This window comes from Candidatus Cloacimonadota bacterium (genome assembly GCA_020532355.1).
In the GTDB taxonomy this organism is placed as follows: domain Bacteria; phylum Cloacimonadota; class Cloacimonadia; order Cloacimonadales; family Cloacimonadaceae; genus UBA5456.
On sequence record JAJBBD010000239.1, the window covers coordinates 14,570 to 41,252 of the forward strand.

A 26,683-nucleotide genomic window follows, 5' to 3' on the forward strand; every position below is an offset into this window, starting at 1 on the left:
TATGCGCAAAGACAGTGTTAATACAGAGATAATTGTAAACGTTCACCCCCTCGAAAAGAGGGTGGCGGTTTTGGAAGATAATCGCTTAGTAGAGCTGTTTGTAGAGCGCAAAGATCACCAAAACCCCGTGGGCAATATATACAAAGGCATCGTGAAAGATGTGCTTCCAGGAATGGGTGCGGCGTTCATTGAAATTGGCTTGGAGCGTACCGCCTTTCTGCATTACAGCGATATTGTGTTGGATTTCTTGGAGATTTATGAGGATGACAAACCGCACAAACGCCTTAATCCCGATGATAGTTCGCAGATTGGTAAGCTGTTAAAATCCGGTCAGGAAATAGTGGTGCAAGTTCACAAAGGTCCCATAGGCTCAAAAGGGGCGCGCTTAACCGGGCAGATTTCAATTCCGGGGAAGTATTTGGTGTTGTTTCCCAACAAGAATAAAATAGCCATTTCACGTAAAATATATTCGCAAGGAGAACGCAGTCGCATTCGCAATATTCTTTCTGAGATCAAAGACTCATCCTATGGCTTGATTGTCCGTACCGAAGCAGATGGCGCAGATGAAGAGGATATTCGCAATGAATATAAGGCATTAGCCAAAACTTGGCGGCTAATTGATAAGCAACTCAAATTTGCCAAAGCACCGGTATGTGTATTCGAAGAAAACGCTCTGGTGAACTACCTTATTCGCGATTTGTTTGGTGAGCATGTTGATCGGTTGGTTATAGATGATAAGAGCTTCTATAAAAGCATAATAAGTCAGTTGGAAGATATCTCGGCAGATCTCATCCCATCTGTAGAATTATTCAAAGAAGATAGCCCCATTTTCGATTCTTGGGCAATAGAAAAGAAGATAGAAACCATCTTTCATAGCCGCATCTATCTGCCCTCAGGGGGCAACATTAAGATAGAGCAAACCGAAGCATTGGTGGCAATTGATATTAATACCGGCAGTTTTACCGGTAAAAGCAATTACGATGAAACCGTGCGTAAAACAAATCTGGAAGCAGCGGCGGAAGCAGCCAGGCAAATACGCTTGCGTGATCTTTCGGGTGTTATAGTAATCGATTTCATCGATATGACCGATGAGAAGGCTAAAGCGGATGTCCTGGAAATTTTACGTAAAGGCCTCAAACGGGATCGAGCAAAGAACAAAGTATATCCATTTACTGAGCTTGGCATGGTTGAGATTACCCGTAAGCGCATGAGAGCTACAATTATGGCAAATTTTTCAGAGCCCTGTCCTTTCTGTAATGGAAGTGGGCGGATTATTAGTAAAGATGCCGTAACTATGCGGATTTACCGATGGTTAGTTCGCAGTGAGTACTTCATCCGTAATAAAAGATTGCGCATAGCGGTAAATCCCGAGCTTCTCAGTCATATTAAAGTGCACAACGAGGATTTTATCAGTTATCGAGATCAGATAGATTTTGCCGAAGATGGCACCATCCGAGTTGATCAATTTAAGGTTTACAGCTTGCCTGGCATGGAGGATGTAACCTCAAAGTACTCATGACATTATAAGCCCGAAGCAATTCGGGTTTTTTGGGGAGCTATACAATGAATTCTTCATTATATGATGAAATCTGCAGAAGTGCGGAACACAATCTGGCTGCAAAAGCAAATCCTGCAAATGTGATTCGCTATTCCCGCTATTTCAAGGATGGATACAATGCCTGGGGAGTGGATTCTCTTTATCTTAACGAACTATGCAACAGTGTCTTAGGCAAGTATCAGAATCTGAACCCCGAAGATGTCATCGAGTTGGGCAAAAGGCTTTTTGCTCACGGAAAATACGAAATGGCTAGTCTTGCCATAATGCTTTTACAAAAAAAGCTTAAGCAGAGCAATAAAACCATATTTCATGGGCTTAAGGAGTGGTTCGATAACGGTGTAGGAAACTGGGCTCATAGTGATTTTCTTTGCTCTAAGATATTGCCGTATTTCCTGCTAAAAGACATCGTTGAAATAGAAGACTTCAGCACTTGGTTGAAATCTACCTCCAAATGGACCAGAAGAGCAGTGCCGGTAAGCCTGATCGCTGTTAAGAAAATCCTTCCGGTAAATAAGCTGTTGAGCTTCACAGAAGAGTTGATGACCGATCCCGAACGAGTAGTGCATCAAGGTATGGGATGGTTTTTGAGGGAACTCTGGAAGTTGCATCCTACCGAAGTAGAGGATTTTTTGTATAAGCATCGCAACGATGCTGCCCGCTTGATAATTCAATATGCTACAGAAAAAATCAGCAAAGAGGAGCGATTACGTTTCCGGAAGGATAAGCCAAAATAATAGCTTAAGGTACAGTATCATACCAACAGTCTGCTTAATATTTGCTTTTTGAGACAGTTGAATAATCTGGGCATGGGGCTTTATTCTTATTCCTTCTCTGTTTCATTAGCTTGCCATTACCTATGTTTCAAGCAGGGGTCATCGGGCACAGACATGAGTATCTCTCTGTAAACCATGGGTAAGTCTTGCTTAATATATCTACCGTAGAATATGGAAAAGTGACCAGAGTTTTAAGGAATACTGGGGTTAAAAACGTTTGCAACGTAGTGGTCAAATATGCCTAGCTCCGCAGCAAAAGATGCCCCACTAAAGCTTATGATATCCGAATAAGTGATTGTGTTTAAGTAGTCATCCAAAAAGATATCAGATAGCGGGAGGTAGCTCCAATGCCAGGGCTCAAAATTGTGACCTCCATTTCTGGATTGAGTATAGGTAAGAGCAAAACCATAATTCTCAGCGTTATCTTTTAGCCACCGATAAGTACGCTTGCCTTTTGCACTTTGCCAAAATGCCAAACTAACCGAACAAAAATCTACATCCGTACCCCAGTGATGACGAGACGTGGAAGGCATTGCAGAATAAGTAAGAATATTTTGAACAATTTCTCTTTGCTGAGCATTTGTCAGCCAGTCAAATCTACCTTTGCTGTACTTATTAATCTTCCGCTCCCAAATCAGTTTTTGCGTGTTGAAAGTGCGAGTTGCTGAAAGAATTCTAAGCGTTATGCCATCTTTTGCCGCCGCTTCTACTAAAGAATCAAGCGCACATTTGGCTTGAGTGTGTAAATACATATTTGCATACATATTATAATTACTGATGCGCTCAAAATCTGGATGCTCAGCAGGATCAAACTTGCCTAAAAGTAAGTCTTTGGGAGTGGATATGCGTTGGCAAGATTGAGAAAAGGAGGGATTAATCATGTCTGCATCGTACTCTGCAAATCTACCTATACCAAGCAATAAGAACATCAACAGCAAACAGATGATCTTGGGATTATTTGGGTAAATGCGCTTAGGCATCGTCTTCCTCCGTTCCCATAAAAATCTCTGTTATGCCGGGAAGGGCAGCAGTGGGAAGTTCTTCTACCTTGCGCAATTTCTTCTCTATTTGTCGACTTCGGTGACTGGCATGGCCAATTTCTTTACCGGCATCCTCGATTTTCTTTTGGGTTTTATCTAAAACATCTCCAAATAGTCCAAATTGTTTTTTAACTTCTGCCAGCACCTTCCAAACTTCACTGCTTTTTTTCTGGATGGCAAGGGTTTTGAACCCTACTTGCAGGCTGTTTAAGAGTGCAGAGATGGTTGTGGGTCCGCAAAGGATAACATTGTATTCACGCATTATCTGTTCAAATAATCCGGGTATGCGTAAAACCTCAGCATAGAGGCTTTCGAAGGGCAGAAAGAGGAGGGCAAAATCTGTTGTAATAGGCGGGTTTAAGTATTTATCGCGGATATCTTTAGCACAAGATTTTATCTTGGCGACCACAGCTTTTTGGCTGTTTCTAATTGCTGCAGGGTCTCCAATTTCATAGGCATCTACCAGCTTGTGATAGTCTTCAATAGGAAACTTAGCATCAATTGGTAAAAATACTCTGCCGTTATCGTCGTCTTTTCCAGGAAGTGCGATGGCAAATTCTACCACAGCATCGCTGCGTGGGTTGGGTTTAAAATTCTTTTCGTACTGATCTAAAGTGAGGATTTCTTCCAAAATGTTTTCGAGTTGCAATTCGCCTAATACCCCCCTAGTCTTTACCCCAATAAGTGCTTTTTTGAGGTCACCCACACCGGTAGCCAGGCTGCGCATCTCACCTAAGCCTTTATGTACTTCTTCCAAGCGCTTACTTACTTGGTCAAAAGATTCTCCCAAGCGTTTTTCCAAAGTTGCATGAAGTTTTTCATCTACGGTTTTACGCATCTCTTCCAGCTTATTTTCATTACCACTGCGGATTTTTTCCATGCTTGTTTCGATACCTGTTTTCAGTTTTTCAGATTGTTCGGACGTGACATTGGAAAGCTCAGCTAGTTTGCGAGATAGTGTATCCGAAAGATTATTCAAGGATTTACTAAGTTCTTCTCTGTTTTTTGTGGCATCCTCGTTCATCTGTTTGGTAAGTGAAAGCATTGTATTGCTAAGCTCCATGCGCGAGTCGCCAGCGACTTTAAGCTGACTGTCACTAAAGTTTTTTATCTGCGATGACAGTTCTATGCGATTATCGGAATTTAGCTTTAAAAGGTCTTGGCGCAAGCATTGAACGTCCTCTTTTATGGTGCGGGAGAGCATTTCAACTTCATTCTTGAGGTTGTTTATCTCATCGCGCGTGCTAAGTGGCTTGCGCTTGAGCAAGATTAGCAATAAAGCAATACATATTAGTAGCAAGCCCAATAAGACATTTTCCATATCAGTTCCTCGTTAAATAATCTGGGCTATGAACAGTTTTTGCTAAGGTATTAAACATAAGAAATCATAGGGGGCTCAGATAATTTTGGGAGCCCCCAATTATCTCTGGAATTAGGATTGCAGCTCGGGATACAGAGGGAACTTGGCGGTAAGGTTTCTTACCTCTGTTTTAATTTTTGCAAGCTCATCCTCATTTTGGTAATTATCTCGCACTTTAGCAATGAGAGAGGCAATAATCTTCATTTCGGCAATGCCCATTCCTCTGGTTGTGACTGAAGGGGTACCTAAACGGATTCCTGAGGCTACGAAAGGACTGCGTGTGTCGAAAGGAACCGTGTTTTTGTTGGCGGTAATGCCAGCTATATCCAAGGCTTCTTCCATCTTTTTCCCGCTGGGTCCTCCCTTTTCTTCTGGGCCCAGATCTATTAGCATCAAGTGAGTGTCTGTTCCTCCCGATACGAGATCAAATCCCTCAGCGATTAACGCATCAGCAAGAGCGTGAGCGTTATCTACCACTTTTTTCATGTAGGTTTTAAACTCTGGCTGTAAGGCTTCACCAAAAGCTACTGCTTTAGCTGCAATGGCGTGCATCAATGGTCCACCTTGAATACCGGGGAATACTTTGCCATCTATCTCTTTGGCATATTCCTCTTTGCACAGAATTAATCCCCCGCGTGGACCACGTAAGGTTTTATGCGTGGTGGAGGTAACAACATCAGCGTAGGGAACTGGGTTTTCGTGCAGTCCAACCGCAACTAATCCGGCAATGTGTGCCATATCTACCATGAACTTTGCGCCGACTATATCGGCAATTCTCCGAAATTGAGCAAAATCAATCTTACGCGGGTAAGCAGATGCGCCCGTGAGAATCATTTGCGGCTTGTGTTCTTTTGCCAAACGCTCGATTTCGGCATAATCGAATTGTTGAGTATCTTTGCCAACCATGTAATGTATTACATTATAAAGCTGCCCGCTAAACGAAAGAGGGTGTCCGTGCGTGAGGTGTCCACCATGGGCAAGCTCAAGGGCAAGAACGGTATCCCCCGGCTTAACTAGGGCAAAATAAGCAGCCATATTGGCTTGAGATCCACTATGGGGTTGCACATTTGCGTGTTCTGCTCCAAAGAGTTTTTTAGCGCGCTCGATGGCAAGTTGCTCTGCCTGATCTATGAATTCGCATCCGCCATAATAGCGTCCGTAAAGATTGTAGTTTACTTTGCCTGTTTTCTTACTCCAGCGGTAGGGGTAACCTTCGGCATATTTATTGGTGAGGACGCTGCCCTGAGCTTCCATCACTGCCAAAGAAGTAAAGTTCTCACTTGCAATAAGCTCCAGGTTGTCCTGTTGCCTGCTTAGCTCTTGTGAGATTGCAGCAAAAACTTCGGGGTCTTGTTTTTGGATGTTTTTCACTTCCGTTCTCCTTGATGTATTTTATTGATTCTATTCAAATGTCTGCCCCCATCGAAGGGAGTTTCCAACCATGTTTTTACAATATCCACAGCATAATGAGTAGCAGTGAATCTGCCAGCTAATACCAGAACATTGGCATTATTATGCATGCGTGAAAGCCTTGCTACATCTGTAATGTTACAAAGGGCAGCCCTGATTCCTGGAACTTTGTTGGCAGTAATACTCATTCCAATTCCACTTCCGCAGATAAGTATGCCAAATTCGCATTCACCTTCCGCTACTGCTTGGGCAGCAGGAAATCCAGTATCGGGGTAGTCAATACTTTCTTCGTTATTGGTGCCAAAATCCAAAAACTCATGTTCCGGGAAAGAGCGGATAATGAATTCTTTTAATGTATATCCAGCATGATCGCTTGCTATGGCTAGCCTCATCTTACCTCCGCCATCAGACAACTGAGGGCAATACAATAATACTTGGAGTTTTCGCTTTCGCTACGGCTCATTACCACAACGGGTTTCACCGTTCCCTGAATCAATCCGGCGAGCTCACCTCCAGCGAAGAGCATTAAGCCCTTGTAAAAGGCATTTGCTGTTTCCAAATTGGGAAGAATTAAGATGTCCGCATTTCCAGCAATAGGGCTTTGCACTCCTTTTATATCTCCAGCTATAGGGTCGCAAGCCAAAAAAATATCCAAAGGGCCGTCTATCAGACAATCCTTAATCTGTCCACGCTCTGCCATTTTACTGATTAATGCATAATCTATCGTGTTTGGCATAGCTTCCGATACTTTCTCTGTGGCAGAAATGAGGGCTACCTTAGGCTTGGCTATGCCCAAATTGTGCGCCATTTTAACACTATAGTTGATCATAGCGATTTTTTGGTTTAGATCTGGGGCTGGAAGCACGGCGGTATCCGATATCAGCAGGAGTTTATGATACTTGGGCAACTCAAGGGCGCAAGTATAGCTCATTATGGCTTTTGGGGGCAGTAATCCGCGTTCTTTGGAAAGTACTTCTCGAAGAAATTTATCGGTACCCACCAATCCTTTCATCAATACATCTGCCTCATTGTTTTTTACCATTCGCACTGCTTCACGGGTGGCTTCTTCATGGTTTGATACATCTATTACGTCAAAGCTCTCATCATTCAGCGAGAAATCCTTTAATAGTTCCATAATACGTGCTTTCGAGCCAATCATAATGGGATGCACAAAGCCTTCGTTTGTAGAGCGGCTAATTGCTCCTATTGTATTAGCGTCTTCGGCAACTGCTATGGCGATGCGGACTTTTTTATTTAGGGACTTTACTTTTAGTGCTATTTCGTTTAGAGTTTTCATGATTTATGCCATCAGAGCCGCTAGGGCAATTGAATATAATTTTGAGCGTTCACTATCGCCTCGGGAAGTAAGTACGCATGGTACTCTGGCACCAATCACAACTGCACAAAGATCACTTTTTAGTAGTTTCACTATGGTTTTGTAAAACACATTGCCAGATTCGATATTAGGGAAAAGAATGCAATCGGCATCGCCACATACTTCACTTTGCATGCCCTTGATTGTAGCGCTTTCTTTATCTACAATCAAATCCATTGCCAATGGACCTTCCACTACTCCTCCTTTGATCTGACCACGTTGAGCCATCTTATGAATCAAAGCTGCATCGGCACAGGAAGGAATTTTGGGTAGAGTTTGTTCGCTGGCAGCTAAAAGTCCCACTTTAGGGCAGTCAATACCTAAAAAATGCGCAGTTCTAATCAGATAATTAGTTATCGCAATCTTTTGTTTGAGGTCTGGTAAGGGTATGATTGCCACATCTCCAAAGATGAGGAGTTTATGATAATTCTTAGGTTCTGCAACCGTAACGTGAGATAAAATAGCACCGGGATCCATTAAACCCTTATCTTTGTTGAGAATAGCTCTCATATAGCGATCGGTGGAGAGTAACCCTTTCATCAAAAAATCACCCTCCCCTCTGTTAATCAGATCTACTGCCAAGGATGCAGCGACAAGATCACTTGTGCAATTAATTATTCTGAATATGGATGAGCTGATATTATGCTCTTGGCAAACTGCTTTGATTTTTGTTTCATCTCCTACTAAAATACCTTCAATAATGCCCATTTGAACAGCTTCGGCTACAGCCATAATAGTATGAGTGTCTATTGCCCATGCCGCTACAAGACGTTTCTTGGTTCGGGACCCTAATACTTCAAACATCTGGTCCAATTTGCGAATTTCCATCATTACTCCATTGTATTGTTTATTTATCTATTCAAAATACCAAGTACAGATTAGATTAGGTTTGTTGGTCCCTACCTGAAGGTTGTGTTGTTCACTATGAATAAGTCTTCCCTTGGGGGAAAAATATTCCATGCGGATGCTTTGATCGCCTGTTGATACCGGAATCTCGGCGATTAAAGCTTCTGAGGGGAAGAACTGCGATATTCTTAGATCTGCATTTTCACTAAGAAAAACTGCGGCATCTGCAACCAGACTTAGAAGAGTCGCTCCCAGATCTGAGCTACTTTTGCGAGCTTGCTCTTTTGCTTTTTCGGCAGCAAGACCTTTCAGCACGGTTCTGCTAACGCTTTTAAAGATGATCATTGGCTCTTTAAGTTCATAGCTTCTGCGGGCTATCAAGCTCATATCTTCAAGTTTCTTCAGTGTATAACGTTTGCCGTCAGCAGTAACGAGATCAACTCTACCAATTTTTCGCTCCCGGTCTTCCAAGTATGGTATGGCAAACTTAAAATAGTATCCCTCGTCGATTCCTTCCCAAGGTATGGTGTCTATATCGATATCATTGTTTGCCGTTCCGATAATCAGAAGATCTTTGGAAGTATGGACGTGCATCTCTAATGGGCGTTTATACGGACCCCGGTTTACAAAACTGAGTACTCTTAAAACATGTCCCTTAGTATCTAATTTGGGCTCAATAATCTTTGGGGCAGAAAAGGGATACAGTTCTGGTTGGCTGGCAAAGGCATACTGCACATTATTGAAATCTATGCGAGCGTCGTCATGATAATTGTTGGTTTGGTATAGAACCATACTTAAATAACGGGCTAAAGCTGAAGAATGAAATCTGCCGCGAGAACTCTTGAACTTTATTTTTGCCTCAGAATCCAAATCCATCTCTTTGGCAATACGTGCATATTTCTGCTCTAACAGGCTCAGTTTTTCGTCAACCCGCCTCACTTCTACCATTGCGGATTCCAGATTTCCCATTTCCAAAAAGTTGAGAGCTTTAAACACATTGATATAAACGTCTTCATAGTCTTCCCCAGAGTATTCAAGCGAATTGTCGTTCAATAAAATCGAGGCAGCGGAGCGAGAAACACTTTTGGTATAGAGTTCTTGGATGGCGTCTTCTGCAAGTTGTAACAATTCATTGCTTTGCTGCCAATTGCCCTGAAAGTGATGCAACATGCCAGCATCCAAATAGTAGAGTAATTGTTCCTTCTTGCGATACATTCCCGGTTTTTCAACAATTGACAGTGCCTTTGTAATATCCTGCCCCGCCATTGCTTTATCCAATTCTTTTCGGGTGCGTGATGAGGTTATATTTTGCGCACATGCTCCCAGTAATAAGACAATAAAAACCCACAGAACCAGTACTGAAGCTCTGGAGTGGATGTGGCTGTACTCTCTTAAGGGGTTCATGGATGGGGATTATTTAAAGCGACTGCGTTCCACTATCTTCATAATCTCTTTATTGCCTATCCATACTGTTTCTGTTGTTTCCACGTCTATAAGCTCCATATCTATCTGGTAATACTTTGCCGAGGTGCGGTCAATCTGATCGTTGATAGTTTTAACTGCACCCTTAAGCATAAAATCTGCACCCAACTCTTGGGCCATTTGCTTTGCTGTTTCCTCCGAGGCAAAGTATTGCTGTTCTGCACGTTCGTCACGGACTTCATCACGAATATCTCTTGCAGCTACGAACCTAACCGCTCCACTGTTAATGAGCTCGCGGGAGATATCGGCAATAAAGGTTTCCATCTCTATGTGCTCGCTGGAGAGATTGCGCATTGTGCCCACTATTACAACCGGAGTGCGCCCTTTTTCTTGTAAAAAGCTGCTAAGCCAAGGACGGGATACAACATCCCGAATCATTTCTTCTGCAACCAGACGGCTGTCTGTATTGTTCCATTTGCCGCTAAGGTCTGCGACAGTATCGGTGGAAACACGTTGGACTTTAACGCTGGGTCCACAAGCGGCAACCAGCAGGGCTAAGCCAAGTATCATCGGGATCAGTAATTTCTGCATTGTTCCTCCATTTGTATGGAATGTATTGTGTTTCAATGTTTAGCTGAGTTTATTCAACAAATTATCTATTAAAAAGAAAAACACTGCAAAGGCAGGTTTTTGTCAAGCCAAAATTCCTTATATCAATAACACGCTATAAAATCCTATCTAATTATCTGAAACTATAAATATATACAATAATTAAGGATTCTTACTGCATAATTTATATAAAAGCTTATCCAATAAGCATAAAAACCTTGCCATAGATTCGTCTCTTTAGCTCTCAGATTTGATGTTTTGCCGCTTTCTCTTCCATTGCTTTGAGCATAACTTAAGTATGGATTAATCGGAGATTATCCTATGCCAACAAGATGATGTCTGCTTGAAGCTTTGCTAATGCTTACTTGATGCCGGATGGGGAGAAGTACGGGGGCTGGCTTAATATAGAGCAAAACAAATGATGCAAAGCAGTTTATGCGAGGGCAAGATATCCATAGAAACAAACTTTTTTATATAGCTTAAGTATTGGTTAACGGAGTTCTTTCTTTAGCGTTTGTACGATAAAATCTATAAGGCTTGAGCTGTCCAAGCTTTTCTCTACAGCATGTAGAACCTTTAGTTTCTTAAGCTCATCCATGTATTCATCCTTTATCATATCTGCAATAGCAATTACCGGTAAGTCATAGCCATGTTCGCGAGTGTTTTGAAGTGTTAGAATAACTTCCGAAGGGTTTTCACTTAGATCTGCCACAATTACGTGGAAGTTATTTTTTCGCAATTGGTCGATAGCTTCTTGGGAAGAGCACACAAATTTACAATCTAATTTTCGCTTGCGGCAAGATCGTTGCATAAGTTGTTGCATATTATTGTCTGAAGCCAGAATTAGCAGATGGTATTCAAACTCGTTCAATTTTAGAATATCTCGAATTACAGGAGCAATCTGGCTGGCAGTGAAGGGTTTAGCTATGAATGGATAATTTTGTTTACCGCCACCCTGTTGGATTATTATATCGTCCGTAAAACCAGACATCAGTAGTACTTTTTGATCAGCTTGCACTTTTCTAACTTCTTCCACCAATTGCATACCGTTCATATTGGGCATAACTACATCAGTTAAAAGCAGGTCTGGCACGATTCCTTCTTTAATCTGAGCTAATGCCTCAGAGGCTTTTGTGGTAGCTATAACCTGATAGCCCATATTCGTAAGCATCTTTTTAATGAGTAGACAAAGTGTTTCTTCATCTTCAACTACAAGGATCTGCTCATTCTTTCCATGGTCGGGCTTCACTAAGTGAAAAGATGCAGAATCTTTCATGCCTTCGCTCACCGGCAGGAAGATGTTGATCTCAGTGCCTTTATCAGGTTTGCTGTCCAGAAATATCGCCCCTCCCATTTGTTGAACAATGCCCCACACCGTAGAAAGTCCCAAGCCTCTGGCTTCAGATTTGGTAGAGAAAAAGGGTTCGAAGATCTTATCTTGAATTTCAAAATCAATTCCGCATCCGGTATCTTTGAGATTAAGCAACACATATTCACCGGCAGGGAGCTCAAGTTTGCGATAAGGGCTGTTCAACTTGATGGTTTCGTTTTGGGTTCTAATGCGGAACACTCCACCAGTAGGCATTGCTTCTTTTGCATTTATCACCAGATTAACAATTACTTGCTCCATTTGTGTGGGATCGGCTTTAACGGTTTTAAGATCTTCGGCTAAAACGAAGCTAAGCGCAACTTCTTCTCCCAACATCCTCGTAATAATGCCTTTAAGATTATTTATCAGGCTATTCAAATCTAAATCCCGATTGGCGATAATTTGTTTTTTACTAAAGGCGAGCAGCTCTCTGGTTAATCTTGCCGCACGCATACCTGCTTTGAGGATTTCATCAGCCAATTCTCGTAGGGGACTATGTTTGGGAAGCTCTTCCAGAAGGTCTTCAGAATAACCTAAAATGATGGTAAGAAGGTTATTAAAATCGTGGGCAACTCCCCCGGCTAATTTACCAATTGCCTCCATTTTTTGGCTGCCTAAAAGCTGATCTTGCAATATCCTGAGCTCGGTAATGTCAATGTTTGCCCCTTCAATTACCGAAATTCCATCGTTATTGGTAGAAATTCTTGCCGAAAGTAAGGTTAGCAATCTGCTGCCATCTTTGCGTTTTAACTCCACTTCATAGTTTTCCACAATTCCATTCTGCAGAAGCAATTCTTTAAGCTTTATTCTATCTTCCGGGTGTACGTAGAGATCTTTGATATCTTTCACGCTTTGCACCATTTCGGTGGGAGAAGAATAGCCAAACATCTGGGCGAAATGTCGGTTAACGCTTATGTACTGATCATCTAGGGTAGATTGAAATACCCCAGCCATAGAGTTTTCAAACAGATCTCGATATTTCTCCTCGCTTCGAGCAAGTGAATCCAATGCTTTTTTACTCTCGGTGATGTCGGTCATAATACCCACAGATCCAATAACAGTTCCAAATTCATCTTGTACCGGAGCCCCGCTTATTCTCAACCAGATGAGACTCCCATTTTTCTTCTTTCCTCTAAGGATATATTCATCTACTTTGCCTGATTGACGCTCCAAGTTTTTCTTGCGGATAATATGCTGGTCATCAGCTATTACTACAAGCTCAAACCCAGTCTTACCTAATGCTTCTTCGCTGCTATAACCAAATAATTCACACCAACTGGGATTCACATATTTTATGTAATCGTCGTTATCCACCATTATCACTGCTTCTCTCATCGTGTTAAGCAGCAATCTATATAACTTTTCCCGCTCCTGAAGTTTGAGCTCTGCAGTTTTACGTGCGTGGATGCTATGAGCAACTGCTATCACCGATTTTACTCTATTCTCTTCATCAAACAAGGGAGAAAGATTGGCTGTGTGCCAGCGATATTCGCCGTGGCTATTCTTAATGCGATACTCAAATCCGGTTTGTGTTTTCTTAGAGCGGAATGCTTCCTTTAAATACTTCTTTGCTTTTTGAGCATCTTCCGGATGGAATAGTGTGTCGAATATAACCTTGCCTATCATTTGATCTGATTGATGACCTAATTGCCTAATCCAGTTTGGGGTGCTATAGAGGATTTTGCCCTTCTCATCCATTTCCACAATAGTGTCGCTGGCATTTTCTAATATAGAGCGATACATATCTCGTTCTGTTGCAGCTTGCTCAAGTTGAACCAGTTTTCCACTTAAATCTTGAATTAACTTGGGTCGAAGAGTGTCGTCTGCACAAACGAGGTTGCTATAAAAATCCTCAATATACTTTTTCCAATCCATTTGGTCTCCAGATCAGCTATTTATAGTCAAAAGCCTCAAGTTTTCTTATCTGTCAATGCCAAACTTAACGAGCTTGTGCATAACCAAGAGATTTGTGGATAATATTCCACTTTACTATCAAAGGTTTAACAGGAGTAAGCTTAATACTAGAAGCACCCATAATACGTATTCTTTGGGTTCCGGTTTATGTTTCCAAAGAAATATATCGCTGCCAATGCTCATGAGCACAATCCCCACTGCTACAAAAGGATATGCTATTGCGGCAGGAACGGACTCCAGTCCTTCTAAAAAGAAAACCGTCGAATAGCGATTGGGAAGCCCTAAAATAAAGCCATAGAATACTAAAACGAGAGGAAATTTCTGTTTGCCAAAGATAATAGCGATCAAAGTATAGAAGAAAGCAGAGCCAAAGATGAGAAACACAAAAAAGCTTTCATTTCCTCCCCCCAGTTCTTTAAACACTTTCATGCTGGCGTCGCTTGCTCCGGAGATAACAAAAAGAAGGGCTATCCATAAGAAATTGCGTAAGGATTTTGGCTCTGCTTTCAAAGTAAATGCCGAAATGCCCAACAAGATTCCCAGCATATTCCATAGCTTTAGACTTTCATTAAAGAATATAAGTGACAATAGGATGGGAATAATCATTGCTATGCGCATAGATCCCACTGAAAGAGAGAGTCCATTGGCAACAATGCATTTCTGATAAACCCAGAAATTAGTCAAAAAGAAAGCACCGGTTAAAATGCCAAAAACTACATCAAAGTTACTCACGTAGCTGGGATTAAGACTAAGAGCGCTAAATACCGTGGCTATGAAATAATTACCCAAGAATACAGGCATCATACTAAGTGGCTTTTGCCGTCCCAAATGCATGAGAAAGTTGGCAATTAAAACCGAGCAGAGGATGCTTAAAAATAGATATAGCAAGTGTTTTACCGCACTATTTCTTCAATATCTTCTCCCGGTTTGAGATAACGCCATTCATCTGGCATCAATTGATACAAGATGAAGCTTTCATCGGCTATATCTTGCCAATAGTCATAGATGAATTTTGCCGCATCCGCCACTTCTTTCTTGAGCATGATATCTCGTATTTCCAATGCCTTTCCGGATATACGCAAATATCCATTTCCAGAGCTATCGGCAAGAGGCAGCAAGCATTCCATATAAGGGTTTTTACTCAATTGTCTAACTTTGGGGTCGGTTTTACCTGTAGCCAGAAACAGTCTTTGTTTCAGGGTAATGAGGGTCATGGGACGCACTTTTGGTCGGGAGTCATCCACAGTTGCCACACTTACTGCTTGAGTGAGTTGCAAAAGATCCCAATACTTCATTTATACTCCTTAAGGGGCAGATTGTATTTATCGAAGCGTTTACTCAGATAAAACCTTATTCCCAAATAATCTGTAAGGCACACTCCACTGAATATAGCAGTCATTATCATCATCTGATATTTTATAGCAACCAGGGGAGAAGAACCTCCCAGAATTTGTCCTGTCATCATTCCCGGCAGGCTCACCACGCCCATTGAAGCGATATTCAGCAATTGAGGCAACAGTGAAGCATGCATGGCTTTTCTAAATGTGGGCAATGCTGCTTCCCAAAGATTTGCTCCCAAGCCCAAACGCGTGTAATAGGCGCGCCAATTATCTGAAAGCCCGCTTTCAAATCGTTCCAATGCCAAAGCAAGGCTGTTCATGCTGTTTCCCAACACCATTCCATATATCGGGATGGCATATTCGGGGGAGAAGAATGGCTCGGGACGAATCACCATAAATAGAATCCAGGGCATTATTATGATGCTGGTACTCCCCAAAGCAGTGGCAAGGATAGGTAATAGAATGCGGCGTTGAAACTTGAGTCTTCCTCTTAAGGTGAATACTGCGTTAGAAATCATAATCAGCATCCAAAACAGGGTAAGCCAAGATATTTTCTGAGTGAACAGAAATTCCAGCCAGATTCCCATTAAACTCAACTGGATAATCATTCTTCCAAATGAAGTAAAGAGTTGACCAATCAGCTTGAGTTTTAGATGCAGAAAGATCAATATGGGAAATATAAGCAACAACAGGGCGAAAGCTAAACCAAGATAATTAATATCCATTTCTTAGAGCTCCTTACTGTCAATAATCTTGCCATTTTCAAGTTTCCAACTTCGTTGCCAGCGTTCTTGCCATAGAGGATCGTGGGAAATGGCAATTACGGCTCCGGGATAGTTTTTGAAAATGCAATCTGAGATTATGCCGGATGTTTTCTGGTCTAAGGCCGAACTGATTTCGTCCAAAAGCAAGATCTTGGGTTTTAACAGCAAAATACGTATCAAAGCGATGCGCTGCTTTTCTCCTCCGGACAGCAATTCGGTATTTTTATCTAAATAACTTGCAGAAAGCTTGAAATTCTCAAATAGTTCCAAGGTTTGCTGTTCCCGCTTGGGGTTCTGGTTGTGTTTATTGGCCGAGAAGTGAAATGGCTCTTGCAATATATCACGAACGGTTCCCTCGCCCAAAAAGGGTTCTTGCATTACCATACAAATCTGACTTCGCAACTCATAGGGAGCATATTCTCGCAAGTCCTTACCTTCAAAGAGGATTTTGCCATCATAATTCTGATTCATCAGGTTCAAAGTGTTTAACAGCGAGCTTTTTCCTTGTCCTGTTTGTCCCACTATTAGAATGCGTTCTGCAGGTTTCACTGCCAAATCCACATTGCTCAGCAGATCCTTATCTTCATAAAACAGACGTTTGATCATTATCTTTAACATTAATTGCGGCTCCTTAAGAGTAATGCTTGTTATCTTTCTTCAATTAATGGCAGAATTATTATATTAACTTATGTGTCAACAAGTTTCACTCAAAATAAGAGCGAATACAACGCGAAAATCTTGGCGGCTTGGTTACATTTATTTATCCGGTATGGTAAAGCGAGCATTAGCAAATGTTCAAGCTACCATAATCCCTTACTTGCGGGAGAATCTCTGCCTAAACCCTCGCTAAGGATAGCTGTAGGCAACAAGACTAAAGCATGCCATGTTAGTAGTTTAGAAGAGTTTTGGAGAACTCAAAAAAAACCGGTGATAAGATAACACCGGTTAATATAGACCTAAGTATTTAGATTAAAACAGGTTATAGCTAAAGCCAAGACCCAGCATTTGCTTCCACTGCATTTCGTGCACTTGCTCTTTATCGTAACGGAGTTCAAACAAGAGATTTGCACTAACCATACCGAAAAGCTTGGTAGTAAGAGTATTTTCCCAAACCAAATCGGGAGATTTCCAGTCATCAGTAGAGATATCGTCATCCTCGGAATTGAATAGTGCTTGATACACCTGTAATCTGCTGCGGAAAGTAGATTGCAGAGGAGCGTTGATCTGTTTTTTAAGTTCAGAAACAAATTCCAGACCACCGTCCATTGTAGTATCAGTTTCTTTATTTCCGTTAACGATCTCGTCGCGGTTCACATTCTGTCTTAATGCTGCGCCAAGACGGGAATTTAGCAACATCGATTCATTTTCGATAAAGGTTCTCATAATACCTGCGGTTTCAGTAAAGAGCATTGGGTTTACAAATCTGGTATTATCTTCAGCTTCTTGGGAGAGATCCAGGAATTGAGATTCCAAGCGGCCAGCCAAGAAAGGATCTACCCAGCTTTGCAGAGTAAAACGCCATAAACTTTCTAAGTCGATCTTATCAGTAGTTTTTTCAGGGTTTTCCCAGTATTTGCCGTCCGCACCGGTTTTCTGCAGATGAGTTTGACCAAAAGCGAGTTTCATAGTATTGCGATTGTGCAGCCAATCCTTCATTTGTTTTTCCATAGAACCATTCATATTCGCCAACCAGGTAATGTTGCTGAGTTCAGTGCCCACCCAGTTATCGCTGAAGGCACTCTGAGAAAGGGTTAGACTAATATCGGCATCAGTTTTCCAACCTTCTGCACTTAGGGCGAGTACCAGAATTGTAAGGCTTAATAAGATCAGTGTCCTTTTCATAATGTATTCTCCTAATTTATGCCCAAATGCCTTTAGCATTCAAGGCAAGCTTGATTTTTTCGGTTAAACTGGCGTGTACTTTTCCATAATCCTTGTTATTCACATGAGCAAAAACTCCAAAGACAATAGCTGCGGCATTGGCATCGGTCATAATAATGGCAGGAGCGGGGTCTTTTAGAATATCGCTTTCACTGTCTATTGCGGCGCGCAACAGATCCCGAACAGCATTGATATCAGAAGTTCCGGGAACATTGATGCTAAGCTCAATGCGGCGTGTAGGCAGGGTGGTAAAATTTGTGATGGTATCGTTTGAAAGCTTTCCATTTGGTATAATAACTTTGCGTCCATCTCCGGGAAAAACAGTGGTTGCAAAGATGCCAATATCGCTTACAATGCCGTTTATTCCTCCGGCTATAACGCTATCTCCAACTTTAAAGGGACGGAAAATAAGTAACATTACTCCCGAAGCGAAATTTCCCAAAGTTCCTTGTAGAGCCATCCCAACTGCCAAAGTGGCGGCACCGAAAACAGCGATTAAAGAAGTGGTTTGAACTCCCAGTTTTGCGATGGCTGCAATTATTACAAAAGCGAGGATAATACCATAGGCAAGGTTTCCTAAGAATTGTACTACATTGCCATCCATTTTTCCTTTGCCCAAAAGCTTCTTTAGAAGTCCGGCAATACCCTTAGCAATCCATCTGCCAATAAAGAAAATTAATAGAGCTATCAGTAGTTTGCCAGCAAAACTGATAGTCAGTTCTGGCAATCGTTCCATAAAAAGCGCTAATTTGTCTGTCATAAGACATCTCCTTTTCCTAAACGTGTAAATAGGTGGTTGAATATATTCTTTGATAAGGCTTAGAGTGGGTCAAGCTTTTATCATTCTTGATAATATAGTTACTAAGATAATCCAAAATTCTTATCTGTCAAGTAAACTTGAGATTTAGAGCAGCTTAAGTACGAGTTAAGATTTGAAGTTGACAAATCTGCGCCCGTTGTAGATAATGTAGCTAAGTAATATTACAAGCGAGGTCGGCGATGCAAAATGATGTAATAAGCTATTTTATGCATCTTATCAGTATTGACAGCGAATCCAAAAATGAGCGTGCAATGATAGATGCCTTAAAGAAAGACTTACAGCAATTGGGAGCTGAAGTTGATGAAGACGATTGTGGTAATTCTACCGGTGGCAACGCCGGGAACCTATATGGATATATTCCCGGCAATATCCAGAAAAAACCAATTCTGTTTTGTGCTCATGTAGATACCGTAAAACCCGGAAATGGCATCAAAGCAAGAATAGAAAACGATACTATATACAGTGATGGCACAACTATTTTGGGTAGTGACGATAAATCTGGCATAGCAGAAATAGTTATGGGTATCAAGCAAATTAAACAGAGCGGCAAAGACCATGCTCCTATCGAGATACTTTTTACCGTAAGCGAAGAGATTGGGCTTTTGGGTGCGAAACATTTCGATAAATCGCGGTTGAAATCTGCGTTTGGCTATGCTTTGGATTCTCATAATGTGGGCGAACTAATCATTGGAGCTCCATCGCAAAACTCGTTTGTAGCAACCTTTTATGGTAAAGAAGCCCATGCGGGCGTTGAGCCGGAAAAGGGTCTTAGCGCCATTCGCATCGCTTCGGAAGCAATATCGGCGACACCTTTGGGCAGAATAGATTTTGAAACAACATGCAATATCGGAAAGATTTACGGCGGAGAAGCTACGAACGTTGTGCCGAACAAGGTAGTTGTTCACGGAGAAGCACGCAGTCATAACCACTCAAAACTCGAACGGATCTGTGACGATATCAAGCATGCATTCCAAAGTACAGTTGAACGTTATGCCGAACAAGGTGGGCGATTGGAAATATCGTGTGATACCGAGTATGAAGCATTTAAAGTAGATGAGTATTCTGCTGTAGTTCAAGTGGCGGCAAAAGCTCTGAAAAACTTGGATATTCCAGCTGTCATCAAAACCGGTGGCGGAGGCAGCGATGCCAACATCATCTCTGCTGGGGGATTACCAATTATAATTACTGGAACCGGAATGAATAAAGTGCATACTGTGGATGAGAACATTAAAACGGATCAGTTGCTCAAGGGAACAGCCTTTGTAAACGAACTGATCAGGATTTATAGTGCCGAGTAGAAGATGATAAAACTATGCCTAGTCGGCTATGGGAAAATGGGGAAAATGCTCCATCGTTATGCCCCTCAAAAGGGTTTTGAGGTTGTTGGTATTATAGATCCAAATTGTCCGGATGCAGCTAAGGATATTACTCAAGAGAGCCTTAATAATGCAGAAATCGTGATTGAATTCAGCAACCCCAAAGTGGTGTTGGAAAACCTGCACAAGCTTATTGCACTGAAACAAAACATAGTTGTGGGAACCACTGGTTGGCATAATAACTTAGCTCAAATAGAAAAACTTGCCCAAGTAGCCAACATCGGCATGGTTTATGGAGCAAACTTTTCTTTGGGAATGAATCTGTTTTCTAAAGTGGTAGCTGCTGCGGTACAAGTGTTTGATCACTTTGAAGACTACGATCTTTTGGCATGGGAAAAGCATCACGCTCAAAAGGTGGATAGTCCCTCTGGCACCGCTGTAGAGCTTGCAAAACTCATTCTTGAAAATAGCTCTCAAAAGAATAAAGTTGTGTGGGATAGACTGCAGCGAAAACCAGAACCAGATGAACTGCACTTTGCCAGTATTAGGGGCGGAAGCATTCCCGGAACTCATGTTATTGCTTTTGATGGTGAGGCAGATACAATCGAACTAAGTCATGTGGTACGCTCTCGAGCAACATTTGCTTTGGGTGCCCTGCAAGCGGCTAAATGGTTACATGGCAAATCTGGAGTTTTCAACATTACTCAAGTAATAGAGGACGTTCTATGCTAATACCCTTTATCAAAATGCAAGCTCAGGGAAATGACTTTGTAATATTGGATACATTCGAACAGCAAATTGATGCAATCGATTATGCTTCATTGGCTGTAGCTGTGTGTGATCGTCACTTCGGAGTGGGGGCAGACGGTTTGGTGATTGTAGGTGCTTCAATGCAAGCAGATGCCCGCATGACAATATATAACAACGATGGATCTTTAGCCGAGATGTGTGGAAGCGCCTTGCGCTGCGTAGCTCAACTGCTGATGGATAAGCTTAAGAAATCATCTGTCATGGTGCAAACAGACTCGGGAATAAAGGAGGCATGGCGTGAAGCAAAAACTATCCACGTAAATCTGGGTGTTGCCCAAATGATCCAAAGCTCAATGCTTGTGGAGAGTTTTTGCGGAGATCTTGTGGATATCGGCAATCCTCACTTTGTTGTGTTTACAGATACGATTCAAGATAATCCTCATCTTCAGTATGGTGCTATTTTAGAACACCATCAAGCTTTCCCCAAACCAGTTAATGTCCATTTTGTAAAGATACATGATCGCAGCAATCTTGAGATGAAGATCTGGGAGCATGCTTGTGGGGCAACACTTGCCTGTGGCACTGGTGCGGCAAGTAGCGTGTTTGCTGGGATAATGCATGATTTGCTGGAAAGGAAAGTAAGTGTAAAAGTGCCTGGGGGTAAGTTGACCATAGAAATGTGCACAGATGATTCTTTGCTTTTGGCGGGGAGTGTAGAAGAGAGTTTTAGGGGTATTTATTTGTGGAAAACCTCGGTGAATATCTAAGCAACTTACGCCAGGAGAAAGGCATAGATTATGCCCAAATCTGGGAAGATATTCGCATTCCCAAAGAGCAGATATGTGCCTTGGAAGAAAACAGACTCTTCGATCTTAAGAACTATGGTTTTGCCAAAGCCTTAGTGTATAATTACGCACGCTATTTGGGGGCAGACATACCAGAAGTTTTAAACGAGTTCTACGTAATGATGCCGGAAAACACCAAGAAGGAATACACCCCTTGTAGAGTTGTAAAAGAGAGAAAGATTATGCTCTCTACAAACTTTCTGTGGACAATTAGCATTATCGTATTTGTAGGCATTTTAGGCTCAATTCTCTTCCATAGCTACCGTCAGGGATGGTTAAATGCACCAGATTTCTTCAATAGGGAAAGAAAGGTTTCAGCGGATGAATCGTCCCCAAGAGAAGAGAATGTGAAACCAGATAGTTTGCGTATCAGAATGCGCTTGCTGAGTGAAAGCATTCCTCAAAACAATACGGTTCAGCTCTCAAAGGAGAAACACCAACCGTTAGCGGATACCACAGATTATATTGGCAATATCCTTGAAGAAAGCCCTGTAAATATTAGAATAAATTAGTATTCATAAGATTGCTAATTTGCAGCATGTTTTATGATAGGGAGCAAGCAGGAGCCATGTTTTCTTGTAGCATAGCTTTGTTTTGGGGCTTTATGAAGCAGTCTTTTACGAAAGAAAAGTCTTGACTTTGGCAGGTAAAAAGACTAATCTTGTCATATATCGCTAATAATATGCTTGAGAAAAAGATAGGAGTATTGATGGGACCAATAACCGAACATCATCTGATGCTATTTTTAATTCAGTTTGCCCTGCTTTTGGGCTTTTGTAAGTTGTTTGGTTACATATTTGAGAAGCTCAAGCAATCCAGTGTAACCGCTGAGTTATTGGTGGGAATTGTATTGGGACCGGCAATACTGGGCAAAATAGCACCGGGTGTACAGGCATATCTTTTTCCCGATGATGTGGTGCAAAGATCAATGTTGGAGGCTTTAGCGTGGTTTGGCAATTTCTTTCTTTTAATGGAGACGGGGCTTGAAATAAACTTTTCTAAGGTATGGCAACAGCGTGGGGATGCGGTTAGGCTTTCGGCGGCGGATCTTGTTCTACCCATTTTGTTATGTTTTATCCCTATCTATTTTTTGCCGGATCGATATGTAGCGGATCCTTCTCAGAAAGTGCTGTTCGCCTTGTTTATTGCGGCAATTATGACCATTAGTGCTTTACCGGTAGCCATTAGGGGCTTACGAGATCTTAACATATTAAAAACTGACGTTGGTTTTCTCATTATTTCGGCCTTAACGATAAATGATATTGCCGGATGGGTGATATTTACCATTATTTTAGGGATTTTTGATCACGGTTCTTTGGAATTGGGATTTGTAGCCAAATTGGTGGTTCTTACTCTGGCATTTACGATTATCAGCCTTACTTTATTGAGGCGCATAGTAGACAAAGCAATGACCTATATCCACCACAAGACAGGTGAATCTTCAGGCTTAAAAATCACTTTTATTATGGTGGTTGGGGCGATTTTTGGTGCTGTTACTTTGCAGATTGGTATTCACTCATTGTTCGGCTTTTTCATAGCTGGTACTATTTTGGGAGAAGCCAAGCATATCAGTGAAAAAGACCGGTTTGTGGTTAATCGTTTAGTGTATTCAATATTTGTTCCCATCTTTTTTGCCAATATTGGTTTACATCTGGATTTCATAGCCAATTTCGATTGGTTCTTGGTGCTGATTATTAGCGCCATAGGCATTGCAGCCCGCTATGTGGCAGCATATATTGGTTCCCGATGGTCGGGACAGGACAAATCCAATTTAGCGGTAATTGCCATTTCACACACTCCCGGCGGGCAGATGCACATTGTAGTTGGCATGCTTGCCTATTCAGCTGGACTGATTACAGAAAAGGTATTAGTAAGCATTATTGCTGCAGCGATTATCTCTACGATAGTTTTTGGTCCTTGGCTATCTCAAGCGGTTCGCAAGCTAAAGAAAAGCATATTTGACATCTTATTTGCCGAAGATGATGTATTTATAGATACTGAAGGACGCACTCAAGATGAGATTTTGCACTATATGAGTGGCGTGGTTGCCCGCAAAACAAAGATCAGCCGTGATAATATTTACCAAGAAATAAAGTTGCGAGAAGACCAGATGAGCACAGCCATGGGGCGAAGTATTGCCATACCTCATGCGCGCCTGGAAGGACTGGATAAATCTTACATTTTCGCTTTTCATACCAGGCAAGGCTTAGAATGGGATAGCCCAGACGGCAATTTGGTAAGACTAATAGTTTTAGTAATTACCCCTAAAGAGTCGCCCAATGCGCAATTACAGATTTTGCAAAGCCTGGCAAATGCCTTGCACGACAACCAGAAAGCCAGAAACATGGTAACCAGTAGAGATAGACGCTTCATTTGGGCAACCATCCGCAGCGAACTTAATGCCTGTCAGCAATGCAATTTAGAGGCGTGAACCATAAGATATCATATTATTCTTATTCGGGCTGACTTCTCAACCGGTATGAAAACGGTTACCAAGGAGAACTGATGGGACCCATTACCGAACATCATTTATTGTTGTTTCTCATTCAGTTTGGGTTGGTATTGGGTCTATGTAAATTTCTGGGTTATTTTTTGGCGAAGATGCGACAATCCAGCATCACCGGCGACATCTTGGTAGGCATTATGTTAGGTCCCGCAATTTTGGGCAAATTCTTCCCAGATCTACATGCCACCATCTTTCCCGATAATGCCATACAGCGTACCATGCTGGAGACCATTGCCTGGTTTGGGAACCTTTTTTTGCTAATGGAAGCAGGATTAGAGATTAATTTCTCACGAATATGGCAACAGCGAGCAGATGCCATAAAATTATCTTTAGCAGATCTCACTTTGCCCATAATAATCAGTTTTATCCCGATATATTTACTTCCATCGCACTATTTGATTGATCCTTCCAGCAGAATTCTTTTTTCGCTGTTTTTAGCTGCGGTGATGACCATAAGCGCACTGCCAGTGGCAATACGGGGGATGAGAGACCTGAACATTCTCAAGACAGATGTTGGCTTTTTGATTCTCTCCGCACTTACGATGAACGACATCGCTGGCTGGGTATTGTTCACCATTATTTTGGGCATGTTTACACAAGGTTCTTTGGAGCTGGGATTTGTGGGGGGATTGATCGCTAAAACCCTTATCTTTACCGTTATCAGCCTAACTTTGCTACGCCGGTTAATTGATAAAGTAGTTACCTTTATACATAATAAAACAGGGGAAGCATCGGGACTAAAAATCACTTTTATCATGCTCATAGGGGCTTTGTTTGGTGCCATCACCCTCAGAATTGGCATCCATTCACTGTTTGGATTCTTTATTGCTGGCACCATTTTGGGCGAAGCAAAACACATCAGCGAGCGTGATCGTTTTGTGGTGAACCGTTTGGTTTATTCTGTTTTTGTACCCATATTCTTTGCCAATATTGGTTTACATCTTGATTTTATTGCAAATTTCGACATTGCCCTGGTGTTGATTATGCTTAGTGTGGGCATTGCGGCGCGCTATGTGGCTGCATATCTTGGAGCTCGATGGTCCGGACAGCATAAAAGCAATCTTTCCGTTATTTCCATCGCACACACTCCCGGAGGCGAAATGCATATTGTTGTAGGTATGTTGGCATTTACTGGTGGCCTTATAAGCGATAAAATCTTGGTGAGCATAATATCTTCATCGCTTATCTCTACAATCATCTTTGGTCCGTGGCTTTCCTTTGCGGTTAAAAAATTGCGTAAGGATTTGTTTGATGTTCTGTTTCGCGAAGAAGACGTATTTATTGGTGCAGAAGGTAATTCCCAAGAGGAGATTATTCAATATATGAGCAGGGTTGTAGCTAAACGCAGCAAGCTCAATTCATCGCTTGTGTATCAGGAGATAAAACTACGTGAGGATCAGATGAGTACCGCAATGGGGCGCGGTATTGCCATACCTCATGCTCGACTCGAACATCTCAAACATTCTCATGTATTCGTTTTTCACAGCCAACAAGGTATCGAATGGGATAGCCCGGATGGAAGCTTGGTGAGGTTTATCATTTTGGTAATAACCCCCAAAGAATCTCCAAATGCTCAACTACAAATTTTGCAAGGATTAGCCAATACTCTGCGCGATAGACAAAAGGCTCAAAGCTTAGTAAATAGCAGAGATAGCCGTTATATCTGGGCTGCATTGAAATTGGAATTGGATGAATGTCGAGATTGTAACCTAAGACATTAATTTACATAAGAACATCAATAGGAAAATCGCAAATAAAAAATGGCATCCCGTAGGGGAATCGAACCCCTGTTGCGTGACTGAGAATCACGAGTCCTAGGCCACTAGACGAACGGGACGCAAGAAAAAAGGCGCCTGCGCACCTCAATACTTAATATTTGGCGACCCCTAGGGGAATCGAACCCCTCTTGCAAGAATGAAAATCTTGAGTCCTAACCGATAGACGAAGGGGTCGCAAATATTTGGTGATCCAGGATGGGATCGAACCATCGACTCTCTGCTTAAAAGGCAGATACTCTACCGCTGAGTTACTGGACCGAAATTTCAATATGTTTTTTCAAATTTTAGAGAGCTTGGTTTTTGTCAAGCATAATTAACTATATTAAGCAATTTATGTCGCCTATCTTACTGCGTATTAATTATATAGATATACCTAAAAAGTATCCAGTTCGGCGAGATTATCTAAGCGGATCTTCTCTTAAGTATAATCTTACATAACGAATTCTAAATACTTTATCGCAATATTACCGATGCTTTAGGCAGATATAGTGCTTTAGACAAAGGAGTATAGCAGGAGGAACCTTTGTTATGTTATGCTTAAAACTACAAGGCCAGAAGAAGTATTATAAACTTTTTGCGCTCCGCAAAATACTCAAATATGGTGCAAGCATTGTGGCTTATCCTCAAGTCGCAGAGATCACTAATATCATGATCGAAAACCGCTACAAAGATAAGCAGAATTACTTTTTGACTGGTTTTGCGGTAAAAACCGGAATTGCAAACAGGCAGTTCGTGCAATAAAGTGTCAGCATTAAGACACACATTTGCGCACATATTGAACAAAAAAAGACAGTGTGTTGGTTGCAATGGCGGCTTAGAAATGTATAAACATAAATATTTTTTCAAGTGTAAGTACATGGTATACAGCGCAATGTGAATGTAAAAGATAAAAAAAATGCCCAGTTTTTGGAATTGGCACAGCTCTTGCTCTAAAGATATCTGTGCTACGGCACATATTATAATGTGAACACAATAAGTGAAACACTAAATTAAAAAACTTAACCCCA

General features: G+C 41.7%; 24 protein-coding genes and 3 tRNA genes. 9 read left to right on the forward strand and 18 right to left on the reverse strand.

All coding sequences use genetic code 11. The features are described 5' to 3' along the window. Position 1 precedes the first annotated feature (1 nt). On the forward strand, positions 2–1,519 hold the full coding sequence (locus LHW48_08275; GenBank protein ID MCB5260448.1) for an Rne/Rng family ribonuclease: 1,518 nt from the start codon (positions 2–4) through the stop codon (positions 1,517–1,519). A gap of 44 nt (positions 1,520–1,563) precedes the next feature. Next, the gene (locus LHW48_08280) at positions 1,564–2,292 is read left to right on the forward strand and encodes a DNA alkylation repair protein (GenBank protein ID MCB5260449.1); all 729 of its coding nucleotides are present in this window, start codon (positions 1,564–1,566) and stop codon (positions 2,290–2,292) included. 230 nt (positions 2,293–2,522) lie between these two features. Here LHW48_08280 and LHW48_08285 read toward each other — a convergent pair whose 3' ends face one another. The 15 genes from LHW48_08285 to LHW48_08355 form a co-directional block, all read right to left on the reverse strand. Continuing rightward, on the reverse strand, positions 2,523–3,311 hold the full coding sequence (locus LHW48_08285) for a M15 family metallopeptidase (GenBank protein ID MCB5260450.1): 789 nt from the start codon (positions 3,309–3,311) through the stop codon (positions 2,523–2,525). Beyond that, positions 3,304–4,692: a DNA recombination protein RmuC gene (gene rmuC / locus LHW48_08290; protein ID MCB5260451.1), complete on the reverse strand. Its 1,389-nt coding sequence runs from the start codon at positions 4,690–4,692 to the stop codon at positions 3,304–3,306. The genes LHW48_08285 and rmuC overlap by 8 nt, the downstream gene beginning before the upstream one ends. Positions 4,693–4,803: 111 nt before the next feature. After that, positions 4,804–6,102, reverse strand: coding sequence for a serine hydroxymethyltransferase (locus tag LHW48_08295; GenBank protein MCB5260452.1), 1,299 nt, complete (start codon positions 6,100–6,102; stop codon positions 4,804–4,806). Next, a complete protein-coding gene (rpiB, locus tag LHW48_08300) occupies positions 6,099–6,533 on the reverse strand; it encodes a ribose 5-phosphate isomerase B (protein ID MCB5260453.1) in 435 nt (144 codons plus the stop codon). The genes LHW48_08295 and rpiB overlap by 4 nt, the downstream gene beginning before the upstream one ends. After that, the gene (locus LHW48_08305) at positions 6,530–7,438 is read right to left on the reverse strand and encodes a phosphate acetyltransferase (protein MCB5260454.1); all 909 of its coding nucleotides are present in this window, start codon (positions 7,436–7,438) and stop codon (positions 6,530–6,532) included. Before LHW48_08305 ends, rpiB begins: the two co-directional genes overlap by 4 nt. Before the next feature lie 3 nt (positions 7,439–7,441). Beyond that, a complete protein-coding gene (locus tag LHW48_08310) occupies positions 7,442–8,344 on the reverse strand; it encodes a phosphate butyryltransferase (protein MCB5260455.1) in 903 nt (300 codons plus the stop codon). Positions 8,345–8,371: 27 nt separating this feature from the next. Next, entirely contained in the window at positions 8,372–9,628 is a 1,257-nt protein-coding gene (locus tag LHW48_08315) for a hypothetical protein (protein MCB5260456.1), read from the reverse strand. A gap of 147 nt (positions 9,629–9,775) precedes the next feature. Further along, positions 9,776–10,375, reverse strand: a complete 600-nt coding sequence (locus LHW48_08320) for a penicillin-binding protein activator LpoB (GenBank protein ID MCB5260457.1) — start codon at positions 10,373–10,375, stop codon at positions 9,776–9,778. Positions 10,376–10,883: 508 nt separating this feature from the next. Then, on the reverse strand, positions 10,884–13,637 hold the full coding sequence (locus LHW48_08325; protein MCB5260458.1) for a PAS domain S-box protein: 2,754 nt from the start codon (positions 13,635–13,637) through the stop codon (positions 10,884–10,886). A gap of 117 nt (positions 13,638–13,754) precedes the next feature. Continuing rightward, a complete protein-coding gene (locus tag LHW48_08330; protein MCB5260459.1) occupies positions 13,755–14,480 on the reverse strand; it encodes a hypothetical protein in 726 nt (241 codons plus the stop codon). 89 nt (positions 14,481–14,569) lie between these two features. Further along, entirely contained in the window at positions 14,570–14,971 is a 402-nt protein-coding gene (locus LHW48_08335) for a pyridoxamine 5'-phosphate oxidase family protein (GenBank protein MCB5260460.1), read from the reverse strand. Then, positions 14,968–15,741, reverse strand: coding sequence for an ABC transporter permease (locus LHW48_08340; GenBank protein MCB5260461.1), 774 nt, complete (start codon positions 15,739–15,741; stop codon positions 14,968–14,970). Before LHW48_08340 ends, LHW48_08335 begins: the two co-directional genes overlap by 4 nt. 3 nt (positions 15,742–15,744) lie before the next feature. Next, positions 15,745–16,398, reverse strand: a complete 654-nt coding sequence (locus LHW48_08345; protein MCB5260462.1) for an ATP-binding cassette domain-containing protein — start codon at positions 16,396–16,398, stop codon at positions 15,745–15,747. Between the two features lie 351 nt (positions 16,399–16,749). Further along, positions 16,750–17,622, reverse strand: a complete 873-nt coding sequence (locus LHW48_08350; GenBank protein MCB5260463.1) for a DUF3078 domain-containing protein — start codon at positions 17,620–17,622, stop codon at positions 16,750–16,752. Between the two features lie 16 nt (positions 17,623–17,638). After that, a complete protein-coding gene (locus LHW48_08355) occupies positions 17,639–18,421 on the reverse strand; it encodes a mechanosensitive ion channel (GenBank protein ID MCB5260464.1) in 783 nt (260 codons plus the stop codon). 239 nt (positions 18,422–18,660) lie between these two features. Between LHW48_08355 and LHW48_08360 the strand changes: the two genes are divergently transcribed. From LHW48_08360 to LHW48_08385, 6 genes are all read left to right on the forward strand, one after another. Further along, on the forward strand, positions 18,661–19,779 hold the full coding sequence (locus LHW48_08360) for a M20/M25/M40 family metallo-hydrolase (protein MCB5260465.1): 1,119 nt from the start codon (positions 18,661–18,663) through the stop codon (positions 19,777–19,779). A gap of 3 nt (positions 19,780–19,782) precedes the next feature. Beyond that, positions 19,783–20,529 (forward strand): 4-hydroxy-tetrahydrodipicolinate reductase, encoded by a 747-nt coding sequence (gene dapB / locus LHW48_08365; protein MCB5260466.1) that lies wholly within the window; start codon positions 19,783–19,785, stop codon positions 20,527–20,529. After that, the gene (gene dapF, locus LHW48_08370; protein ID MCB5260467.1) at positions 20,523–21,314 is read left to right on the forward strand and encodes a diaminopimelate epimerase; all 792 of its coding nucleotides are present in this window, start codon (positions 20,523–20,525) and stop codon (positions 21,312–21,314) included. The genes dapB and dapF overlap by 7 nt, the downstream gene beginning before the upstream one ends. Beyond that, positions 21,290–21,904: a helix-turn-helix domain-containing protein gene (locus LHW48_08375; protein ID MCB5260468.1), complete on the forward strand. Its 615-nt coding sequence runs from the start codon at positions 21,290–21,292 to the stop codon at positions 21,902–21,904. The genes dapF and LHW48_08375 overlap by 25 nt, the downstream gene beginning before the upstream one ends. Positions 21,905–22,101: 197 nt before the next feature. Beyond that, the gene (locus LHW48_08380) at positions 22,102–23,823 is read left to right on the forward strand and encodes a cation:proton antiporter (GenBank protein ID MCB5260469.1); all 1,722 of its coding nucleotides are present in this window, start codon (positions 22,102–22,104) and stop codon (positions 23,821–23,823) included. Between the two features lie 74 nt (positions 23,824–23,897). Beyond that, positions 23,898–25,619: a cation:proton antiporter gene (locus LHW48_08385; protein ID MCB5260470.1), complete on the forward strand. Its 1,722-nt coding sequence runs from the start codon at positions 23,898–23,900 to the stop codon at positions 25,617–25,619. A 40-nt stretch (positions 25,620–25,659) separates the two neighbouring features. On the opposite strand, the gene LHW48_08390 is transcribed toward LHW48_08385, so the two are convergent. The 3 genes from LHW48_08390 to LHW48_08400 form a co-directional block, all read right to left on the reverse strand. Further along, positions 25,660–25,735: transfer RNA gene (locus LHW48_08390), tRNA-Glu, on the reverse strand. 40 nt (positions 25,736–25,775) lie between these two features. After that, positions 25,776–25,850 (reverse strand) — tRNA-Glu (locus LHW48_08395). 9 nt (positions 25,851–25,859) lie between these two features. Continuing rightward, a tRNA-Lys gene (locus tag LHW48_08400) sits at positions 25,860–25,934 on the reverse strand. A 270-nt stretch (positions 25,935–26,204) separates the two neighbouring features. On the opposite strand from LHW48_08400, the gene LHW48_08405 reads away from it, so the two are divergent. After that, positions 26,205–26,417, forward strand: coding sequence for a hypothetical protein (locus tag LHW48_08405; protein MCB5260471.1), 213 nt, complete (start codon positions 26,205–26,207; stop codon positions 26,415–26,417). Positions 26,418–26,683 lie beyond the last annotated feature (266 nt).